This window comes from Corynebacterium fournieri, from assembly GCF_030408775.1.
Classification (GTDB): domain Bacteria; phylum Actinomycetota; class Actinomycetes; order Mycobacteriales; family Mycobacteriaceae; genus Corynebacterium; species Corynebacterium fournieri.
In genome coordinates this window covers 615726-630890 of sequence record NZ_CP047210.1, presented here as the reverse complement: position 1 = coordinate 630890, position 15165 = coordinate 615726, and the positions used below count along the sequence as shown (strand labels likewise).

The following is a 15165-nucleotide window of genomic DNA, read 5'->3' as shown; positions in this document are numbered from 1 at the left end:
AACCCCTTGACAAACCGTTGTGTTTATACAACACTTCAACGCATGTCACCGAAGAAGCTACCGAAGGACCCGATTTATAACCGGATCCGCGTCCTCCGAGCCGAACGTGACATGTCGCGTGCCCAGCTCGCGGAACTCATCGACGTCAACCCGCAAACCGTCGGTGCCCTTGAGCGCGGCGACCACTCTCCCAGCCTCGACCTAGCGTTTCGCATCTGCGACGTCTTCGAGCTGCCCGTGGAAGCCGTGTTTTCGCGCACCGAGTTCGCCCCCATGTCGAAGGAGCTGTACACCAAATGAACCGCATCACTTCCATCCGCGACCAAGACCCGTTGAACACCAAGAGGTTCCGCAACCCCCGCGACACCCGCCGGTTGATCGTCGCATTCTTCGCCGGCATCGCTGTGGCCATTGCGGGCACCGTGGCCGGGCAGGTGTCCGATGCTCGTGGGCCGGCGCTTGCCACCCTGGTCGCCGGAATGCTGGTCAGCATGTACTCCTGGTCCATGCTGCGCGGCGCCAACAACAACATCGACACCGCCCCGGATGAACAGGTCGACGAGTACGAGCGCCACGTGTTGGACACTTGGCGCAAGCGCGCACTCAAGGCGTACTCCGCACTCACCGGCATCGGGGGCACCGTCTTCTTGCTGCTCGGGGCGCTGCGCGACTCCCCCAGCTCCACCGCACTCATGGCTTGCGGGTACTTCCTGCTGTTTACCTTCCTCACCGTTTACCCGCTGCCCATGGTCGGATTCGCCATTACCTTCAACCGCAAAGAGGAGGAAAAATGACAACTATCGAAATACGAAACCTGCACAAACGCTTCGGCGGCGTCCAGGCGCTCGACGGCATGGATTTCACCGTCCACGGCGGCGAGATGTACGGCTTTGTCGGCTCCAACGGCGCCGGCAAGTCCACCACCATGCGCATCGCGCTGGGCGTGCTCGCCGCGGATTCGGGCGAGGTGCTCCTCGACGGGCAACCGCTTGACGACGACTCCCGCCGCCGCATCGGCTACATGCCCGAAGAGCGCGGTTTGTACGGCAAAGAAAAGATCCTGGACCAGCTCGTGTTTCTGGCCAAACTCCACGGCGTCGACGGCGCCGCCGCCAAAAAGCGCGGCACCGAGCTGCTCGAACAGCTGGGGCTGGGTGAGCGGCTGAACGACAAACTCGACGATCTTTCGTTGGGCAACCAGCAGCGCGTCCAGCTCGCCGCGAGTCTCATCCACGACCCGGACATCCTCATCCTGGACGAGCCCTTTTCCGGCCTCGACCCGGTGGCGGTGGACGTGATGAGCACGATGCTCACCGACCGCGCCCGCGCGGGTGTTCCGGTGATCTTCTCGTCGCACCAGCTCGACCTGGTGCAGCGCCTGTGCGACCGCATCGGCATTGTCACCCGGGGCCGCATGGTGGCCGAAGGCTCCGTCGACGAGCTGCGCTCGGGCGGGCCGGTGCGCTACCGGGTGGGCACACGCGCACGCGGCTGGATCCCCGAAAGCGCTGTCCTGGTCAGCGAAGGCGCCGACCACGTCGTCGTCGAAACCGCCGCCGTGGATAACGACCAGGCCATCCTGCAGGCCGCCATGGCCGCCGGCCCAGTCCACGAGTTCACCCGCGTCGTGCCGGATCTGGCCGACATGTTCAAGGAGGTTGTGCAGTAATGAAGCCTTACTCCCCTATGCACACGATCACTACTACCGCCAAGCGCGAGGTGCAGATCCTGCTGCTGAAGAAGGGCACCATCATCTCGCTGGTGATCCTCCTGTTGGCCATGCTGGGATTCATCGGCTTCGCCGCCTGGCAAAAAGACAAGGACGAATCCGACGAGGCTGGCCCGGCGGTCGCCGCGGTGGGCGTGGACGCGCAGCTGCTCAACGACGCCGGCTACGACGGGCGCGCTGCCACCGACCGTAGCGAAGCCGAGCAACTCGTCCGCGACGGCGACGTCGAAGCCGCGCTGGTGGCTGAAGGAAACCAGTGGGAGGTCATCAGCGACGGAATGCCGTCGACGAGCATCCTCACCGGACTCGAGGGGCTGTCGCAGCAGTACTCGCGGGCAGAGACCCTGGACAACCTGGGCATCTCCGCCGCAGACTACGAGGCCGCCTCCCCGCAGATCGAAGTCGTACCGGTAGACGTCAACGACGGCGGCGACACCGAGCAGCACTTCATCCGTCTGCTCACCACGTTTGTCGCGCTCTTGGTGGTCATCTTCACCGTGATCACCTTTGCCGCCCAGGTGGGCAGCCGCGTCACCGAGGAGAAGTCCTCCCGCGTGGTAGAACTCGTTCTCTCGTCCGTACGCCCCCTGGACTTTTTGGCCGGCAAGCTGCTGGGAACCTTCGCCATCGGTTTCCTCTCCACCGCCCTGCTGCTTGTGGTGGGTGCCGCAGGCCTGCACTTCTCCGGCCTCGCGGACGACATCGAGCTGGATTGGTCCGTCGTGCCCATCCTGCTGGTCGCGTGGGCGCTGGCGATGCTGTTTTTCGGCGCGCTCTACGCTGCAGCGGGCGCAATGGTGCAGCGCACAGAGGACCTGCAGTCCACCCAGATGCCGATCCTGCTGCTGATCATGGCCACTGCCTACATCCCTGGTTTCGGCTGGATGAGCACCGACGCCACCTGGATGCAGGTGCTGAGCTGGATCCCGCCGTTTTCCATCTTCGCCGCCCCGCTGTCCTACGCCGCCGGCGACTTCACCGCGGCCCAGCTGGCCGGATCCTTCGCCCTCGCCGCACTGGCGACGGTGCTGGCGGTGTGGTTCGCCGCGCGCATCTACAAGCGTTCGATCCTGAACAACGGCAGCGTGACCAAGTGGTCGCAGGTGCTGCGTAAGGCGTAGCGGGGGCTAGCGGAGCTCGTCGATAAGCGCCTGCGCATCCACGTCGCCGCGCTCCGCCGCGACCCGCAACGCGTCGAACTTCTGCTCGCGCTCCTCCACCAGCCGCAGGCCCTCGCGCAGGACCTCGCTGGCGGAGGCGTAGCGGCCGTCCTGAATGAGCTGGGCGATGAACTTGTCGTAACGTTCTCCGAGTACAACTGAAGTGTTCTTAGCCATAACCGGCACGATACCAACGTTTAGGAGAACGACGTATGGCTCTCGGCGACGGCCCACTGATCGTCCAATCGGACAAGACCGTCCTGCTCGAGGTCGCGCACGCGGACGCACCCAAGGCCCGCGCCGCGCTCGCCCCCTTCGCGGAGCTCGAGCGCGCGCCCGAGCACATCCACACTTACCGCATCACCCCGCTGGCGCTGTGGAACGCGCGCGCCGCCGGCTTCGACGCGGAACAAGCCGTGGACACCCTCGAACGCTACTCGCGCTTCCCCGTGCCGCAGGCGCTGCTCGTGGACGTCGCCGAGACCATGGCGCGCTACGGCCGGCTGAAGCTGGTCAACCACCCCGCCCACGGGCTCATCCTGGAGGCCGACGACCCTGCGATCCTGGTCGAGGTCACCCGCAGCAAAAAGATCCAGCCGCTGATAACAAAGCCTATCGACGACCTCACGGTCCCCGTCCACCCCTCCGCCCGCGGCCAAATCAAACAGGAGCTGACCAAGCTGGGCTGGCCCGTGGAAGACCTCGCCGGCTACGTCGACGGCGAATCCCACCCGATCGCCTTGAACCACGACGGCTGGAAGCTGCGCGACTACCAGCAATACGCCGCCGAATCCTTCTGGGAAGGCGGCTCCGGCGTGGTGGTCCTGCCCTGCGGATCCGGGAAAACCATCGTGGGTGCGGCATCCATGGCGCAGGCGCAGACCACCACGCTGATCCTGGTCACCAACACCGTCGCCGGCCGCCAGTGGCGCGACGAGCTGCTGCGCCGCACCACCCTGACACCGGAAGAAATCGGCGAATACTCCGGCGAGAAGAAAGAAATCCGCCCCGTCACCATCGCCACCTACCAGGTAGTCACCCGCAAAACGAAGGGCGAGTACAAAGCGCTCGAGCTGTTCGACTCCCGCGACTGGGGCCTGATCATCTACGACGAAGTCCACCTCCTCCCCGCCCCCGTGTTCCGCATGGCCGCCGACCTCCAGTCCCGCCGCCGCCTCGGACTCACCGCCACGCTCGTGCGCGAAGACGGCCGCGAAGACGACGTGTTCTCCCTCATCGGACCCAAGCGTTACGACGCCCCATGGAAAGAACTCGAAATGGCCGGCTACATCGCCACCGCCGAATGCGTGGAGGTGCGCACCACGCTCACCGACGAAGAACGCCTCACCTACGCCACGGCGGAGACCCGCGAACGCTACCGATTGGCTGCGTGTTCGCGCGGGAAACTGGAAGTCGTCGATAAGCTGCTGGCGCAGCACGAAGGCCAGCAAACCCTGATCATCGGCGCATACGTGGACCAGCTCGAAGAGATCGCCGCGCGCATCGACGCGCCGCTCGTCGACGGCAAGACCTCCACCAAAAAGCGCGAACACGCCTTCCAAGCCTTCCGCGACGGCGAGATCTCCACCCTCGTGGTGTCCAAAGTGGCCAACTTCTCCATCGACCTGCCCGAAGCCGCTGTGGCGATCCAGGTCTCCGGCACCTTCGGCTCCCGCCAAGAAGAAGCCCAGCGCCTGGGCAGGTTGTTGCGCCCGAAAGCCGACGGCGCCGAGGCAGTGTTTTACACCGTCGTCGCCCGCGACACCCTCGACGCCGAATACGCCATGCACCGGCAACGCTTCCTTGCCGAACAAGGCTATGCATACCGGCTCGTGGACGCCGCCGACCTCTAGACTTGTATGCCATGAACGGCATGAAAGTATTTAAGTTCGACGTCGACGAGGACTACGCAAAACAGCACAACGAAATGGTCCGCGACACCCGCAGCCTGGTCGCCTCGGGCGTGGCCATCTTCGTCATCTCCTTGATCGCCGGTATTGCGATCTGGTTCCTCGTCGACCCCGCCTCGCCGTGGCGCTGGCTCGGCTCCGTCGGCCTCGTCCTCTTCGGAATCCTCATGCTGGTCGTGGCCCTGCTCATCCCCCGCCGCGTGGGCGGCGTGCAGGAACTCTACGACGCCCACCCACTCGCGCCGGCCATCATCACCGAACGCGCCGGCACCACCGTCACCCTCACCGCCCTGGCGAACATCAACGTCGACCCCTCCCTGCCCCCGCGCTGGGCCATCACCTCCCGAGTCATGCAACCCCTGCCCAACACCCCCGACAAGGTCGGCACCAAAGTCCCCGTCGCCGCCGTGGGCGCGCAGCGCTCCGCCCGCGACCAGCAGCACTGGCAAACCATCACGCCCATGCCCATCGCGTGGGGCACGCCTGACGAATCCATCGTCACCGAGGCACGAAAGTCCATCCCTCAGGAGCAGTGGAACGTGCTCGAGCGGGCCCGCAAGAAGACCGAACTCGTCGAGCGTTCCAAGAACTCCCTCGTGGAGCTCTAGCGCATCATTTTTTTGGGGGGTGTTGGCTACTACTGCCGGTGTGGTTGTTCGATCGCATACCGGTGTGCGGGGTGCCGGCTGTTTGGGCCCCGGGGTTTCGTGGGACTATTCGGCCAACGCCCCGATATCCCGAATCGTTTACGTGTATAGAACTGCAGCCCGGTGGAGCGGCTGAGCTTCGTAGAATAAGCTCTTCGGGGTTTGCGGGAGGTGGGGGAAGCTCCGATTTTTAGATAACCGACAGCGTGAAAGGAAGACGTTCTTGACTATTTTAGCGGTAAGTGAACTGCCTATTTGGCGCCTGGACGAACTAGTCGAGTCACAACCGCGTACTTCAATCGGGGATCTTCTGCTACGAATCCGCTTCTTTGAGGACAAAGATAGTTTTGCAGAATTTACCGTAAATGAGTTAGTACATCTTTACGGTTATAGCGATTTCTCTTCCTTCGTCAAACAGTACAAAATCTGGCATCAAATCGGAGCATTTGAGTGGCTCCCCGAGCAGCGTGTAAATCAGGAGAAGATCCCTCAGAGCGATTACATGCCCAAGACATTTATCTACGGCGGGAGAGTTGAGTCAATTCCCCCCTCTCAAGAGTGGGGAGTTGACTATTGGGGCACACGCCGATCTCCCATAGAGGATTGGGAGATCCCGCAAAATATCCCCTAGAGAACGCGCGCTACACCGACATGTGCATGCAGGTGTTGACTCAAGACTATTGAGCTGAATGGAGTTTATGCTTACTAGCTCGGCGACCACCTCTAAAACCGGACTCGCAGCGACCTCCCGCTCTCAACCTGTAAAAATGCATCTGAGGTGTACATAATAGCTACACTTTTCTTAAGGAGCGCACAACCCCCACACCACACAGCTTCACCACACGCCTACGCAGACTCCCCCACCAACCGATAGCCTCGCCCCCAACAGCCCTTAGCCTCCGTCGACACCCTTGCGGATGCCGACGGCTCACACTAAGACAGCTACGCGCAAATCACACCAATGTGAGACACGCCGAGCCAGACACACTTTTTGACCCTTAACCCTCAACCGTGACGCCACGGCCTGGGTATGCAGCTCTATTTGGGCATATGAAAAGGCACCCGCTGACACTGTTGTGTGTCAGCGGGTGCTTTTTGTGAAGTTGTTGGGTCGGCGGTAACCTACTCTCCCACTCCCTCCCGGGGGCAGTACCATCGGCGCGGGCGGGCTTAGCTTCCGGGTTCGGAATGGGACCGGGCGTTTCCCCGCCGCTATCAACCACCGACACACCTTGGGGGGCATGCCTGGGTCGCGTGTGCGACTGGTGTATGCAATTGTTCGGCCAACCGACACTGGTGTGTGGTTGGTGTGTTGTGTCAGTGACTGCACAGTGGACGCGAGCACAATTCGTGTTGTGTTTCGTGCGGTGTTTACAACCCTATGTTGGTTGTTTGGTGTTGGTGTTTATTGGTGTATTAGTACCGGTCGCCTCCACACATTGCTGTGCTTCCAGGTCCGGCCTATCAACCCAGTCGTCTCCTGGGAACCTCAAATGAAACCTCATCTTAAAACAGGCTTCCCGCTTAGATGCTTTCAGCGGTTATCCCTCCCGTACGTAGCCAACCAGCCGTGCTCCTGGCGGAACAACTGGCACACTAGAGGTACGTCCGTCCCGGTCCTCTCGTACTAGGGACAGCCTTCTTCAAGTTTCAACGCGCGCGGCGGATAGAGACCGAACTGTCTCACGACGTTCTGAACCCAGCTCGCGTGCCGCTTTAATGGGCGAACAGCCCAACCCTTGGGACCTACTCCAGCCCCAGGATGCGACGAGCCGACATCGAGGTGCCAAACCATCCCGTCGATATGGACTCTTGGGGAAGATCAGCCTGTTATCCCCGGGGTACCTTTTATCCGTTGAGCGACACCACATCCACAAGTAGGTGCCGGATCACTAGTCCCGACTTTCGTCCCTGCTCGACTTGTAAGTCTCGCAGTCAAGCTCCCTTGTGCACTTACACTCTAAACACCTGATTGCCAACCAGGCTGAGGGAACCTTTGGGCGCCTCCGTTACATTTTGGGAGGCAACCGCCCCAGTTAAACTACCCACCAGGCACTGTCCCCAACCCAGATCATGGGCCAAGGTTAGATATCCACTACGGTCAGAGTGGTATTTCAACAACGACTCCACACACACTGGCGTGCATGCTTCCAAGTCTCCCACCTATCCTACACAAACCGCACCGAATGCCAATACCAAGCTATAGTGAAGGTCCCGGGGTCTTTTCGTCCTGCCGCGCGAAACGAGCATCTTTACTCGTACTGCAATTTCACCGGGCCTGTGGTTGAGACAGCAGGGGAGTCGTTACGCCATTCGTGCAGGTCGGAACTTACCCGACAAGGAATTTCGCTACCTTAGGATGGTTATAGTTACCACCGCCGTTTACTGGGGCTTAAATTCTCCGCTTCGGACAAAAGTCCTAACGGGTCCTCTTAACCTTCCAGCACCGGGCAGGCGTCAGTCCGTATACATCAACTTAACCGTCTTCGCACGGACCTGTGTTTTTGATAAACAGTCGCTCCCCTCTCTTCTCTGCGACCCCAACACGCACACCAACCGTATGGAAGGCAACGCGTTGAGGTCCCCCTTCTCCCGAAGTTACGGGGGCATTTTGCCGAGTTCCTTAACCACAGTTCACCCGCTCGCCTGAGTATTTTCTACCTGACCACCTGTGTCGGTTATGGGTACGGGCCGTACACACACATCGCTAGAGGCTTTTCTCGGCAGTCCAGGATCACCAACTTCACCCATTCGGGTTTACGCATCACGCCTCACACTTGTGACAGCCGGATTTGACCTAGCTGTCGTGCCACACGCTTGCACCGCAATCCAATCAGCGGCATAGGCTACCTCACTGCGTCACCCCATCACTGACCTACAACGGATCAGGCCCCACGCATCACCACCAACCATCCCACCGCAAGGGTGGAACACTGTCGGCGGGTCAGGGTGGTTAGTATCACCGCTTCGATACTGGGCGCGTGCATACGGGTACGGGAATATCAACCCGTTGACCATCGACTACGCCTGTCGGCCTCGCCTTAGGACCCGACTCACCCTGGGAAGACGAACTTGACCCAGGAACCCTTAGTCATCCGGCGGGCAAGATTCTCACTTGCCATTCGTTACTCATGCCTGCATTCTCACTCGCATGCAGTCCACCGCTCCTTCCGGTACGGCTTCACCCCACACACGACGCTCCCCTACCCAAACAAAAAATGTTTGCCGCGGCTTCGGCGGTGTGCTTGAGCCCCACTACATTGTCGGCGCGGAACCACTCGACCAGTGAGCTATTACGCACTCTTTCAAGGATGGCTGCTTCTAAGCCAACCTCCTGGCTGTCTTCGCGATCCCACATCCTTTTCCACTTAGCACACCCTTAGGGGCCTTAACCGGCGATCTGGGCTGTTTCCCTCTCGACTATGAAGCTTATCCCCCACAGTCTCACTGCAATGCAACACTATAAACCGGTATTCGGAGTTTGGCTGACGTCGCTAAGATGATAGTCCCGCTCAACCAACCAGTAGCTCTACCTCCGGCAAGCTCACATCACGCTGCACCTAAATGCATTTCGGGGAGAACCAGCTATCACGGAGTTTGATTGGCCTTTCACCCCTACCCACAGCTCATCCCCTCAGTTTTCAACCTAAGTGGGTTCGCGCCTCCACAACCTCTTACAGCTGCTTCACACTGGCCATGGGTAGATCACCCCGCTTCGGGTCCAGGACATGCCACTTGCCACCCTCTTCGGATTCGCTTTCGCTACGGCTCCCCCACAGGCGGGTTAACCTCGCGACATGCCGCTGACTCGCAGGCTCATTCTTCAAAAGGCACGCCATCACACACGAAAAGGTGCTCTGACGGATTGTAAGCGCATGGTTTCAGGAACTCTTTCACTCCCCTCCCGGGGTACTTTTCACCATTCCCTCACGGTACTTAATTCACTATCGGTCACACTGAGTATTTAGGCTTACCGGGTGGTCCCGGCAGATTCACAGCAGATTCCACGAGCCCGCTGCTACTCGGGGAAAACATAAACAACACAACCACACATGCCTTCACGTACAGGACTCATCACCTACTCCGGTGCACCATCCCAGATGCTTCCGCTGACACGTATAAATCATGCTCACAGTCGACAGCCTGCAAACGTCTACGCCCCACAACACCGCACACGCAACCCCTGTCAGGTATCACACGCACACGGTTTAGCCTCATCCGCTATCGCTCGCCACTACACACGGAATCACAATTGTTTTCTTCTCCTACGGGTACTGAGATGTTTCACTTCCCCGCGTCAACCCCCACACAGACTATGTATTCACCTGCGGGTAACACCACACAACTGATGCTGGGTTTCCCCATTCGGACATCCTCGGATCAACGCTTTGTTGGCAACTCCCCGAGGCATAACGCAGCCTCACACGTCCTTCATCGGCTCAGCATGCCAAGGCATCCACCATACGCCCGTAACAAAACACACGGACACACAAACAATCAAGGTATAAACACCAAAACACAAAAAAGAAAGATACTCGCGTCCACTATACAGTTCTCACACAACACAACCCCACCCCACCAGCGCAAACACAAACATTCACACCAGCAGAAAAGCAGGGCCCAAAAGGACAAACCAATGCTGCCCCAGACACCCAACAGTGCACCAACTACATACTCTCATCACGCAAGCAATCAAGCCCACCAACACCATGCAGCACACACCCACAACCAGGCAGTCCAACCACCAACCACATTCTCGGCCGGCAACCAACCACCCACAGGTGCATGTCCACCCAGTGAACAATTTAAAACAAGTGGCAGTCACACACTCGGCGACTCAACCACCACACACCCACAACTGCGGGCAAACAAAAAACTCCTTAGAAAGGAGGTGATCCAGCCGCACCTTCCGGTACGGCTACCTTGTTACGACTTCGTCCCAATCGCCGATCCCACCTTCGACAGCTCCCATGACAGGCCACTGGCTTCGGGTGTTACCAACTTTCATGACGTGACGGGCGGTGTGTACAAGGCCCGGGAACGTATTCACCGCAGCGTTGCTGATCTGCGATTACTAGCGACTCCGACTTCATGGGGTCGAGTTGCAGACCCCAATCCGAACTACGACCGGCTTTCAGCGATTCGCTCACCCTCACAGGCTCGCACGCGCATTGTACCGACCATTGTAGCATGTGTGAAGCCCTGGACATAAGGGGCATGATGATTTGACGTCATCCCCACCTTCCTCCGAGTTAACCCCGGCAGTCTCTCACGAGTCCCCACCATAACGTGCTGGCAACATAAGACAAGGGTTGCGCTCGTTGCGGGACTTAACCCAACATCTCACGACACGAGCTGACGACAACCATGCACCACCTGTACACCAACCACAAAGGGAAACTACATCTCTGTAGCGATCTGGTGCATGTCAAGCCCAGGTAAGGTTCTTCGCGTTGCATCGAATTAATCCACATGCTCCGCCGCTTGTGCGGGCCCCCGTCAATTCCTTTGAGTTTTAGCCTTGCGGCCGTACTCCCCAGGCGGGGCGCTTAATGCGTTAGCTACGGCACGAACCCCGTGGAAGGGACTCACACCTAGCGCCCACCGTTTACGGCATGGACTACCAGGGTATCTAATCCTGTTCGCTACCCATGCTTTCGCTCCTCAGCGTCAGTTACTGCCCAGAGACCTGCCTTCGCCATCGGTGTTCCTCCTGATATCTGCGCATTCCACCGCTACACCAGGAATTCCAGTCTCCCCTACAGCACTCAAGTTATGCCCGTATCGCCTGCAGTCCCGCAGTTAAGCTGCGGGCTTACACAAACGACGCGACAAACCACCTACGAGCTCTTTACGCCCAGTAATTCCGGACAACGCTCGCACCCTACGTATTACCGCGGCTGCTGGCACGTAGTTAGCCGGTGCTTCTTCTCCAGGTACCGTCACAAAAACGCTTCGTCCCTAGCGAAAGGAGTTTACAACCCGAAGGCCGTCATCCCCCACGCGGCGTCGCTGCATCAGGCTTGCGCCCATTGTGCAATATTCCCCACTGCTGCCTCCCGTAGGAGTCTGGGCCGTATCTCAGTCCCAATGTGGCCGTACACCCTCTCAGGCCGGCTACCCGTCGACGCCTTGGTAGGCCATTACCCCACCAACAAGCTGATAGGCCGCGAGCTCATCCCACACCGAAAAAACTTTCCACCACAACATCCAAGAAGTGGTCCTATCCGGTATTAGACCCAGTTTCCCAGGCTTATCCCGAAGTGCAGGGCAGATCACCCACGTGTTACTCACCCGTTCGCCACTCGAGTACCCAAGCAAGCTTGGGCCTTTCCGTTCGACTTGCATGTGTTAAGCACGCCGCCAGCGTTCATCCTGAGCCAGGATCAAACTCTCCACAAAATATGTTTCAGCAGAAACAGGCCGTGAAAAGCCCAATACCCAACCAAAAACAAACCAAACCAACACCACAAAAAACGCAGCATCAGACTGGCACAATCCAAAAATTACAAAGGTTCAACACCACCGACCCCAACCCGACGGGGCAAAACAAGGGCCGATGAAAAAATACGTGAAACATGAAAACCACACCCCACGCACACCGAACCAAACAATGACGCGATCCATCAATGGAATTCAACCACGCCACCACCGGCACACACCCAAACAGGCACGCACCACACAGTGCACGAAAAGGCAGGCAAACACACCCACGCAACAAAAGTACATTGGCACACTATCGAGTTCTCAAACAACACCAGCACACCCACCAGCCAGAACCACAACACGATCCCAACCGAACAAGCGGCTTCACAAGAAGCTACACACCGAAGCAACCAAAAGTCAAACCCAAATTCAACTCCCGTTCACCTCAACGGCAACCCCTATTCACTTAAACCATTCCCCCTGACCGACCAAAGCCGCTCAGAAGCAACAGATGGATATATAACCACGAACCATAAACCAACACAAACCGCCAGTTCAGTGCCGATTTTAGTGATACGCGGCAATCGGCCCATGCGGCCCGTCGATCACCTGCACCGGAGTATTGAAGATCTCGGTGAGTAGATCGTCGCGCATGATCTCCTCCACTGTGCCGAAGGCGAACACTTGGCCGTCTTTCGCGGCGCAGATGTAGTCCGCGTACCGGGCGGCGAAGTTGATGTCGTGCAAAACGATGACGATCGTGCGGCCGAACTGCCGGGCTGCTGTGTGCAGGTGCTGCATCATCTCGACGGAGTGGGAGATGTCCAGGTTGTTCAAAGGCTCGTCGAGAAGCACATAGTCCGTCTCCTGGCACAGCACCATGGCCACATAGGCGCGCTGCCGTTGGCCGCCGGAGAGCTGGTCGAGGTATCGGTGCTCGAGCTCGCCCAGACCGAAAAAGTCGATGTATCGGGAGATGATCTCCTCGTCCTCGGCGGTCAAACGCCCGCCCGAGTAGGGAAAGCGGCCAAAGCCGACGAGCTGGCGCACGGTCAGGCGGGTGACAAAGTGGTTCTCCTGCCGCAGGATGGACACCACTTTCGCCAGCTCTTTGGGGTTGGATGCAGCCACGTCCATCTGTCCGATGCGCACGGAGCCGGAATCGAGGGCGAGCAGCCTGCCAATCATGGTGAGCAGCGTGGATTTACCTGCACCGTTGGGTCCCACCAGCGCGGTGATGCCACCTGCCGGAATTTTCAGTGAGACCGGCCCGATGGCGGTGTCGTCGCCATAAGCCTTGCTCACCTCGTTGAGCTCGATCACAGTCTCCCCTTCCGTAGTACGACGATGAGGAACGTCAGGCCGCCCACCAACTCGATGATGATGGATACGACGCCCTGCGCGTAGAAAATGTGGTTCATGGTGAAGTACGCGCCAGCCAGGATGCAGTAGCCCAGCAGCGCGGCCAGCGGGAACACGTAACGGTGGTCGTAGGTGTCCGCGAGTTGGTACGCGAGCGTGGCCACCAGGAATCCGAGGAATGTCATGGGCCCGACCAGCGCGGTCGATATCGCCATGAGCACCGAGACCAGCACGAGGGTATAAATCGCGTGCTTTTTGTGGTTGACGCCGAGGTTGAGCGCCACGTCCCGCCCCAGCCCGAGCACGTTCAAGCGGCGCGAGTTGGCCAGCATCAGCGCCACCGCGACCACCACCAGCGGCACGGCCAGCGGGTAGTACTGCGGGTCCGCGTTGTTTACCGAGCCGAACAGTCGCGCGGTGAGCACGTCGAATTCGCTCGGGGTAAGCAAGCGCTGCATGAAGGTGGACACGCTTCCCAGTCCCCCGCCGAGCACGATGCCCACCAGCAGCATGGCGTGCATGTTCGGGTTGTCGCCGGCGAGCAGCCAGGTGTAGAGCACCAAGCTCAGCCCCACCATCAAGACCAGCTGCACAACGAACATCTGCAGTGTGTGTGCGTTGGCCAGACCGGCCGCTCCGAGGAAGTAGACAGTCGCGGTGTGGATGGCTACGTAGAGCGCTTCAAACCCCATGATCGAAGGGGTGATGATGCGGTTGTTGGTCACTGTTTGGAAGGCGACTGTCGCCACCGCCTGGCACAGCGCGACCAGCGCCATGGCGATGACGGAAGTCATGCGGCGCTGTGCAATCAGCCAGTAGCCGCGGGTGCCGAATTCCATCGGGTTGCCCCATGCGAGCAGGCCCGCGGTGAACAGCACTGCGGCCACCGCCAGCGCTGCGGTGATCAGCCAGTAGCGCTTTTTGCTTTGCGACGATTGGAACGCTCCGACTTCACGCATGCCGGCCTCGTTTCACAATCAAGGTGATGAAGACGGCCGCGCCGACCACGCCCAAAATGACGGACACCGGCATTTCAAAGGGGGCGATGATGATGCGTCCGAGAAGGTCGCACAGCGTGACCACGCCGATGCCGGTGAGGCAGACCCAGGGAAGGTTGGACCGGAGGTCGTCGCCACGCAACATGCTCACGATGTTGGGGACGATGAGGCCGAGAAACGGCAGGTTGCCCACCACAACTGTGACCACGCCAGTGGCCACCGCAACGAGGCTGGTGCCCACCAGCACGATGCGGTTGTAGTTCAGCCCGATGTTGGTGGCGATGTCCTCGCCGAGGCCGGCGGCGGTGAGGCGGTCGGCGTAGAAGAACACGGCGACGACTACGAAGAGCACCACCCAAAGCACCTCGTATTGGCCGGCAATGACGCTGGTGAACGAGCCGGCGAACCAGATGCCAAGGGATTGCAGCATGTCGGTCTGCAGTGCGATGAACGTGGACACCGCACTCACCACAGCACCGAGCATGATGCCGACGATGGGCACCACCAGGCTGGAGCGCAGCGTGACCCGTTGCAAGAAGGCGAAAAAGACCATGGTGCCGATGAAGGCGGCGCCCACCGCGAGCAGCATGCGCGTCATCACCGACCCATCGGGAAACAGCAGGAACGACGCGAGCAGGCCCAGGCCCGCCCATTCGGTGGTGCCCGTGGTGGTGGGTTCGACGAAGCGGTTTTGGGTGAGCATCTGCATGATCAACCCGCTCATTGCCATCGCGGCCCCCGCGAGCACCAGCGCGATGGTGCGCGGGACGCGCGTGGCGCCGAACATTTCCCACCCGTCGGCAGAGCCCAAAATGTCGTACTGCCCAACTGCCAGCGAAGCGGCCAGAAGCGCGAGAACGAAAACGACGCCCACCCCGAGCTTCCAATCTAAAAGCTTGGGGCGGGTTGCGGTCGGCGTATCAGTCATCGATG

General features: G+C 59.7%; 11 protein-coding genes and 3 rRNA genes. 7 read left to right on the top strand and 7 right to left on the bottom strand.

Going from position 1 to position 15165, the window contains the following annotated elements; genetic code table 11:
• Window positions 1-42: 42 nt before the first annotated feature.
• Genes CFOUR_RS03065 through CFOUR_RS03050 form a run of 4 tightly spaced genes read left to right on the top strand, consistent with a single transcriptional unit; the run spans window position 43 to window position 2850 of the window.
• Window positions 43-300: a helix-turn-helix transcriptional regulator gene (locus tag CFOUR_RS03065; protein WP_085957334.1), complete on the top strand. Its 258-nt coding sequence runs from the start codon at window positions 43-45 to the stop codon at window positions 298-300.
• The gene (locus CFOUR_RS03060; RefSeq protein ID WP_085957333.1) at window positions 297-794 is read left to right on the top strand and encodes a hypothetical protein; all 498 of its coding nucleotides are present in this window, start codon (window positions 297-299) and stop codon (window positions 792-794) included. The genes CFOUR_RS03065 and CFOUR_RS03060 overlap by 4 nt, the downstream gene beginning before the upstream one ends.
• Window positions 791-1669, top strand: coding sequence for an ABC transporter ATP-binding protein (locus tag CFOUR_RS03055; protein ID WP_085957332.1), 879 nt, complete (start codon window positions 791-793; stop codon window positions 1667-1669). The genes CFOUR_RS03060 and CFOUR_RS03055 overlap by 4 nt, the downstream gene beginning before the upstream one ends.
• Window positions 1669-2850 carry an ABC transporter permease gene (locus CFOUR_RS03050; protein ID WP_085957331.1) on the top strand — a complete coding sequence of 394 codons (1182 nt, stop codon included), beginning with the start codon at window positions 1669-1671 and terminating at the stop codon, window positions 2848-2850. The genes CFOUR_RS03055 and CFOUR_RS03050 overlap by 1 nt, the downstream gene beginning before the upstream one ends.
• Before the next feature lie 6 nt (window positions 2851-2856).
• On the opposite strand, the gene CFOUR_RS03045 is transcribed toward CFOUR_RS03050, so the two are convergent.
• A complete protein-coding gene (locus CFOUR_RS03045; protein WP_085957330.1) occupies window positions 2857-3066 on the bottom strand; it encodes a type II toxin-antitoxin system ParD family antitoxin in 210 nt (69 codons plus the stop codon).
• A 35-nt stretch (window positions 3067-3101) separates the two neighbouring features.
• Here CFOUR_RS03045 and CFOUR_RS03040 point away from each other — a divergent pair, with 35 nt between their 5' ends.
• The 3 genes from CFOUR_RS03040 (at window position 3102) to CFOUR_RS03030 (ending at window position 6077) form a co-directional block, all read left to right on the top strand.
• A complete protein-coding gene (locus tag CFOUR_RS03040) occupies window positions 3102-4742 on the top strand; it encodes a DNA repair helicase XPB (protein WP_085957329.1) in 1641 nt (546 codons plus the stop codon).
• An 11-nt stretch (window positions 4743-4753) separates the two neighbouring features.
• Window positions 4754-5407 carry a DUF3239 domain-containing protein gene (locus CFOUR_RS03035; RefSeq protein ID WP_329955421.1) on the top strand — a complete coding sequence of 218 codons (654 nt, stop codon included), beginning with the start codon at window positions 4754-4756 and terminating at the stop codon, window positions 5405-5407.
• Between the two features lie 262 nt (window positions 5408-5669).
• Window positions 5670-6077: a hypothetical protein gene (locus CFOUR_RS03030; RefSeq protein ID WP_143338987.1), complete on the top strand. Its 408-nt coding sequence runs from the start codon at window positions 5670-5672 to the stop codon at window positions 6075-6077.
• Window positions 6078-6555: 478 nt separating this feature from the next.
• On the opposite strand, the gene rrf is transcribed toward CFOUR_RS03030, so the two are convergent.
• From rrf to CFOUR_RS03000, 6 genes are all read right to left on the bottom strand, one after another.
• A 5S ribosomal RNA gene (gene rrf, locus CFOUR_RS03025) occupies window positions 6556-6673 on the bottom strand.
• 168 nt (window positions 6674-6841) lie between these two features.
• Window positions 6842-9929 (bottom strand): 23S ribosomal RNA (locus CFOUR_RS03020).
• 401 nt (window positions 9930-10330) lie between these two features.
• Window positions 10331-11848: ribosomal RNA gene (locus tag CFOUR_RS03015) — 16S ribosomal RNA — on the bottom strand.
• Together the 16S, 23S and 5S rRNA genes form the textbook arrangement of a ribosomal RNA operon.
• A gap of 591 nt (window positions 11849-12439) precedes the next feature.
• Window positions 12440-13195: an iron ABC transporter ATP-binding protein gene (locus tag CFOUR_RS03010; RefSeq protein WP_085957809.1), complete on the bottom strand. Its 756-nt coding sequence runs from the start codon at window positions 13193-13195 to the stop codon at window positions 12440-12442.
• Window positions 13192-14193, bottom strand: a complete 1002-nt coding sequence (locus CFOUR_RS03005; protein ID WP_085957808.1) for an iron chelate uptake ABC transporter family permease subunit — start codon at window positions 14191-14193, stop codon at window positions 13192-13194. The genes CFOUR_RS03010 and CFOUR_RS03005 overlap by 4 nt, the downstream gene beginning before the upstream one ends.
• Window positions 14186-15160, bottom strand: a complete 975-nt coding sequence (locus CFOUR_RS03000) for an ABC transporter permease (protein WP_101706393.1) — start codon at window positions 15158-15160, stop codon at window positions 14186-14188. The genes CFOUR_RS03005 and CFOUR_RS03000 overlap by 8 nt, the downstream gene beginning before the upstream one ends.
• Window positions 15161-15165: the final 5 nt, after the last annotated feature.

What these genes read in the sequence shown, in the direction of transcription:
- CFOUR_RS03065 (WP_085957334.1), top strand. Translation starts at nt 43, where the DNA reads ATGTCACCGAAGAAGCTACCGAAGGACCCGATTTATAACCGGATCCGC.
- CFOUR_RS03060 (WP_085957333.1), top strand. Translation starts at nt 297, where the DNA reads ATGAACCGCATCACTTCCATCCGCGACCAAGACCCGTTGAACACCAAG.
- CFOUR_RS03055 (WP_085957332.1), top strand. Translation starts at nt 791, where the DNA reads ATGACAACTATCGAAATACGAAACCTGCACAAACGCTTCGGCGGCGTC.
- CFOUR_RS03050 (WP_085957331.1), top strand. Translation starts at nt 1,669, where the DNA reads ATGAAGCCTTACTCCCCTATGCACACGATCACTACTACCGCCAAGCGC.
- CFOUR_RS03045 (WP_085957330.1), bottom strand. Translation starts at nt 3,066, where the DNA reads ATGGCTAAGAACACTTCAGTTGTACTCGGAGAACGTTACGACAAGTTC.
- CFOUR_RS03040 (WP_085957329.1), top strand. Translation starts at nt 3,102, where the DNA reads ATGGCTCTCGGCGACGGCCCACTGATCGTCCAATCGGACAAGACCGTC.
- CFOUR_RS03035 (WP_329955421.1), top strand. Translation starts at nt 4,754, where the DNA reads ATGAACGGCATGAAAGTATTTAAGTTCGACGTCGACGAGGACTACGCA.
- CFOUR_RS03005 (WP_085957808.1), bottom strand. Translation starts at nt 14,193, where the DNA reads ATGCGTGAAGTCGGAGCGTTCCAATCGTCGCAAAGCAAAAAGCGCTAC.
- CFOUR_RS03000 (WP_101706393.1), bottom strand. Translation starts at nt 15,160, where the DNA reads ATGACTGATACGCCGACCGCAACCCGCCCCAAGCTTTTAGATTGGAAG.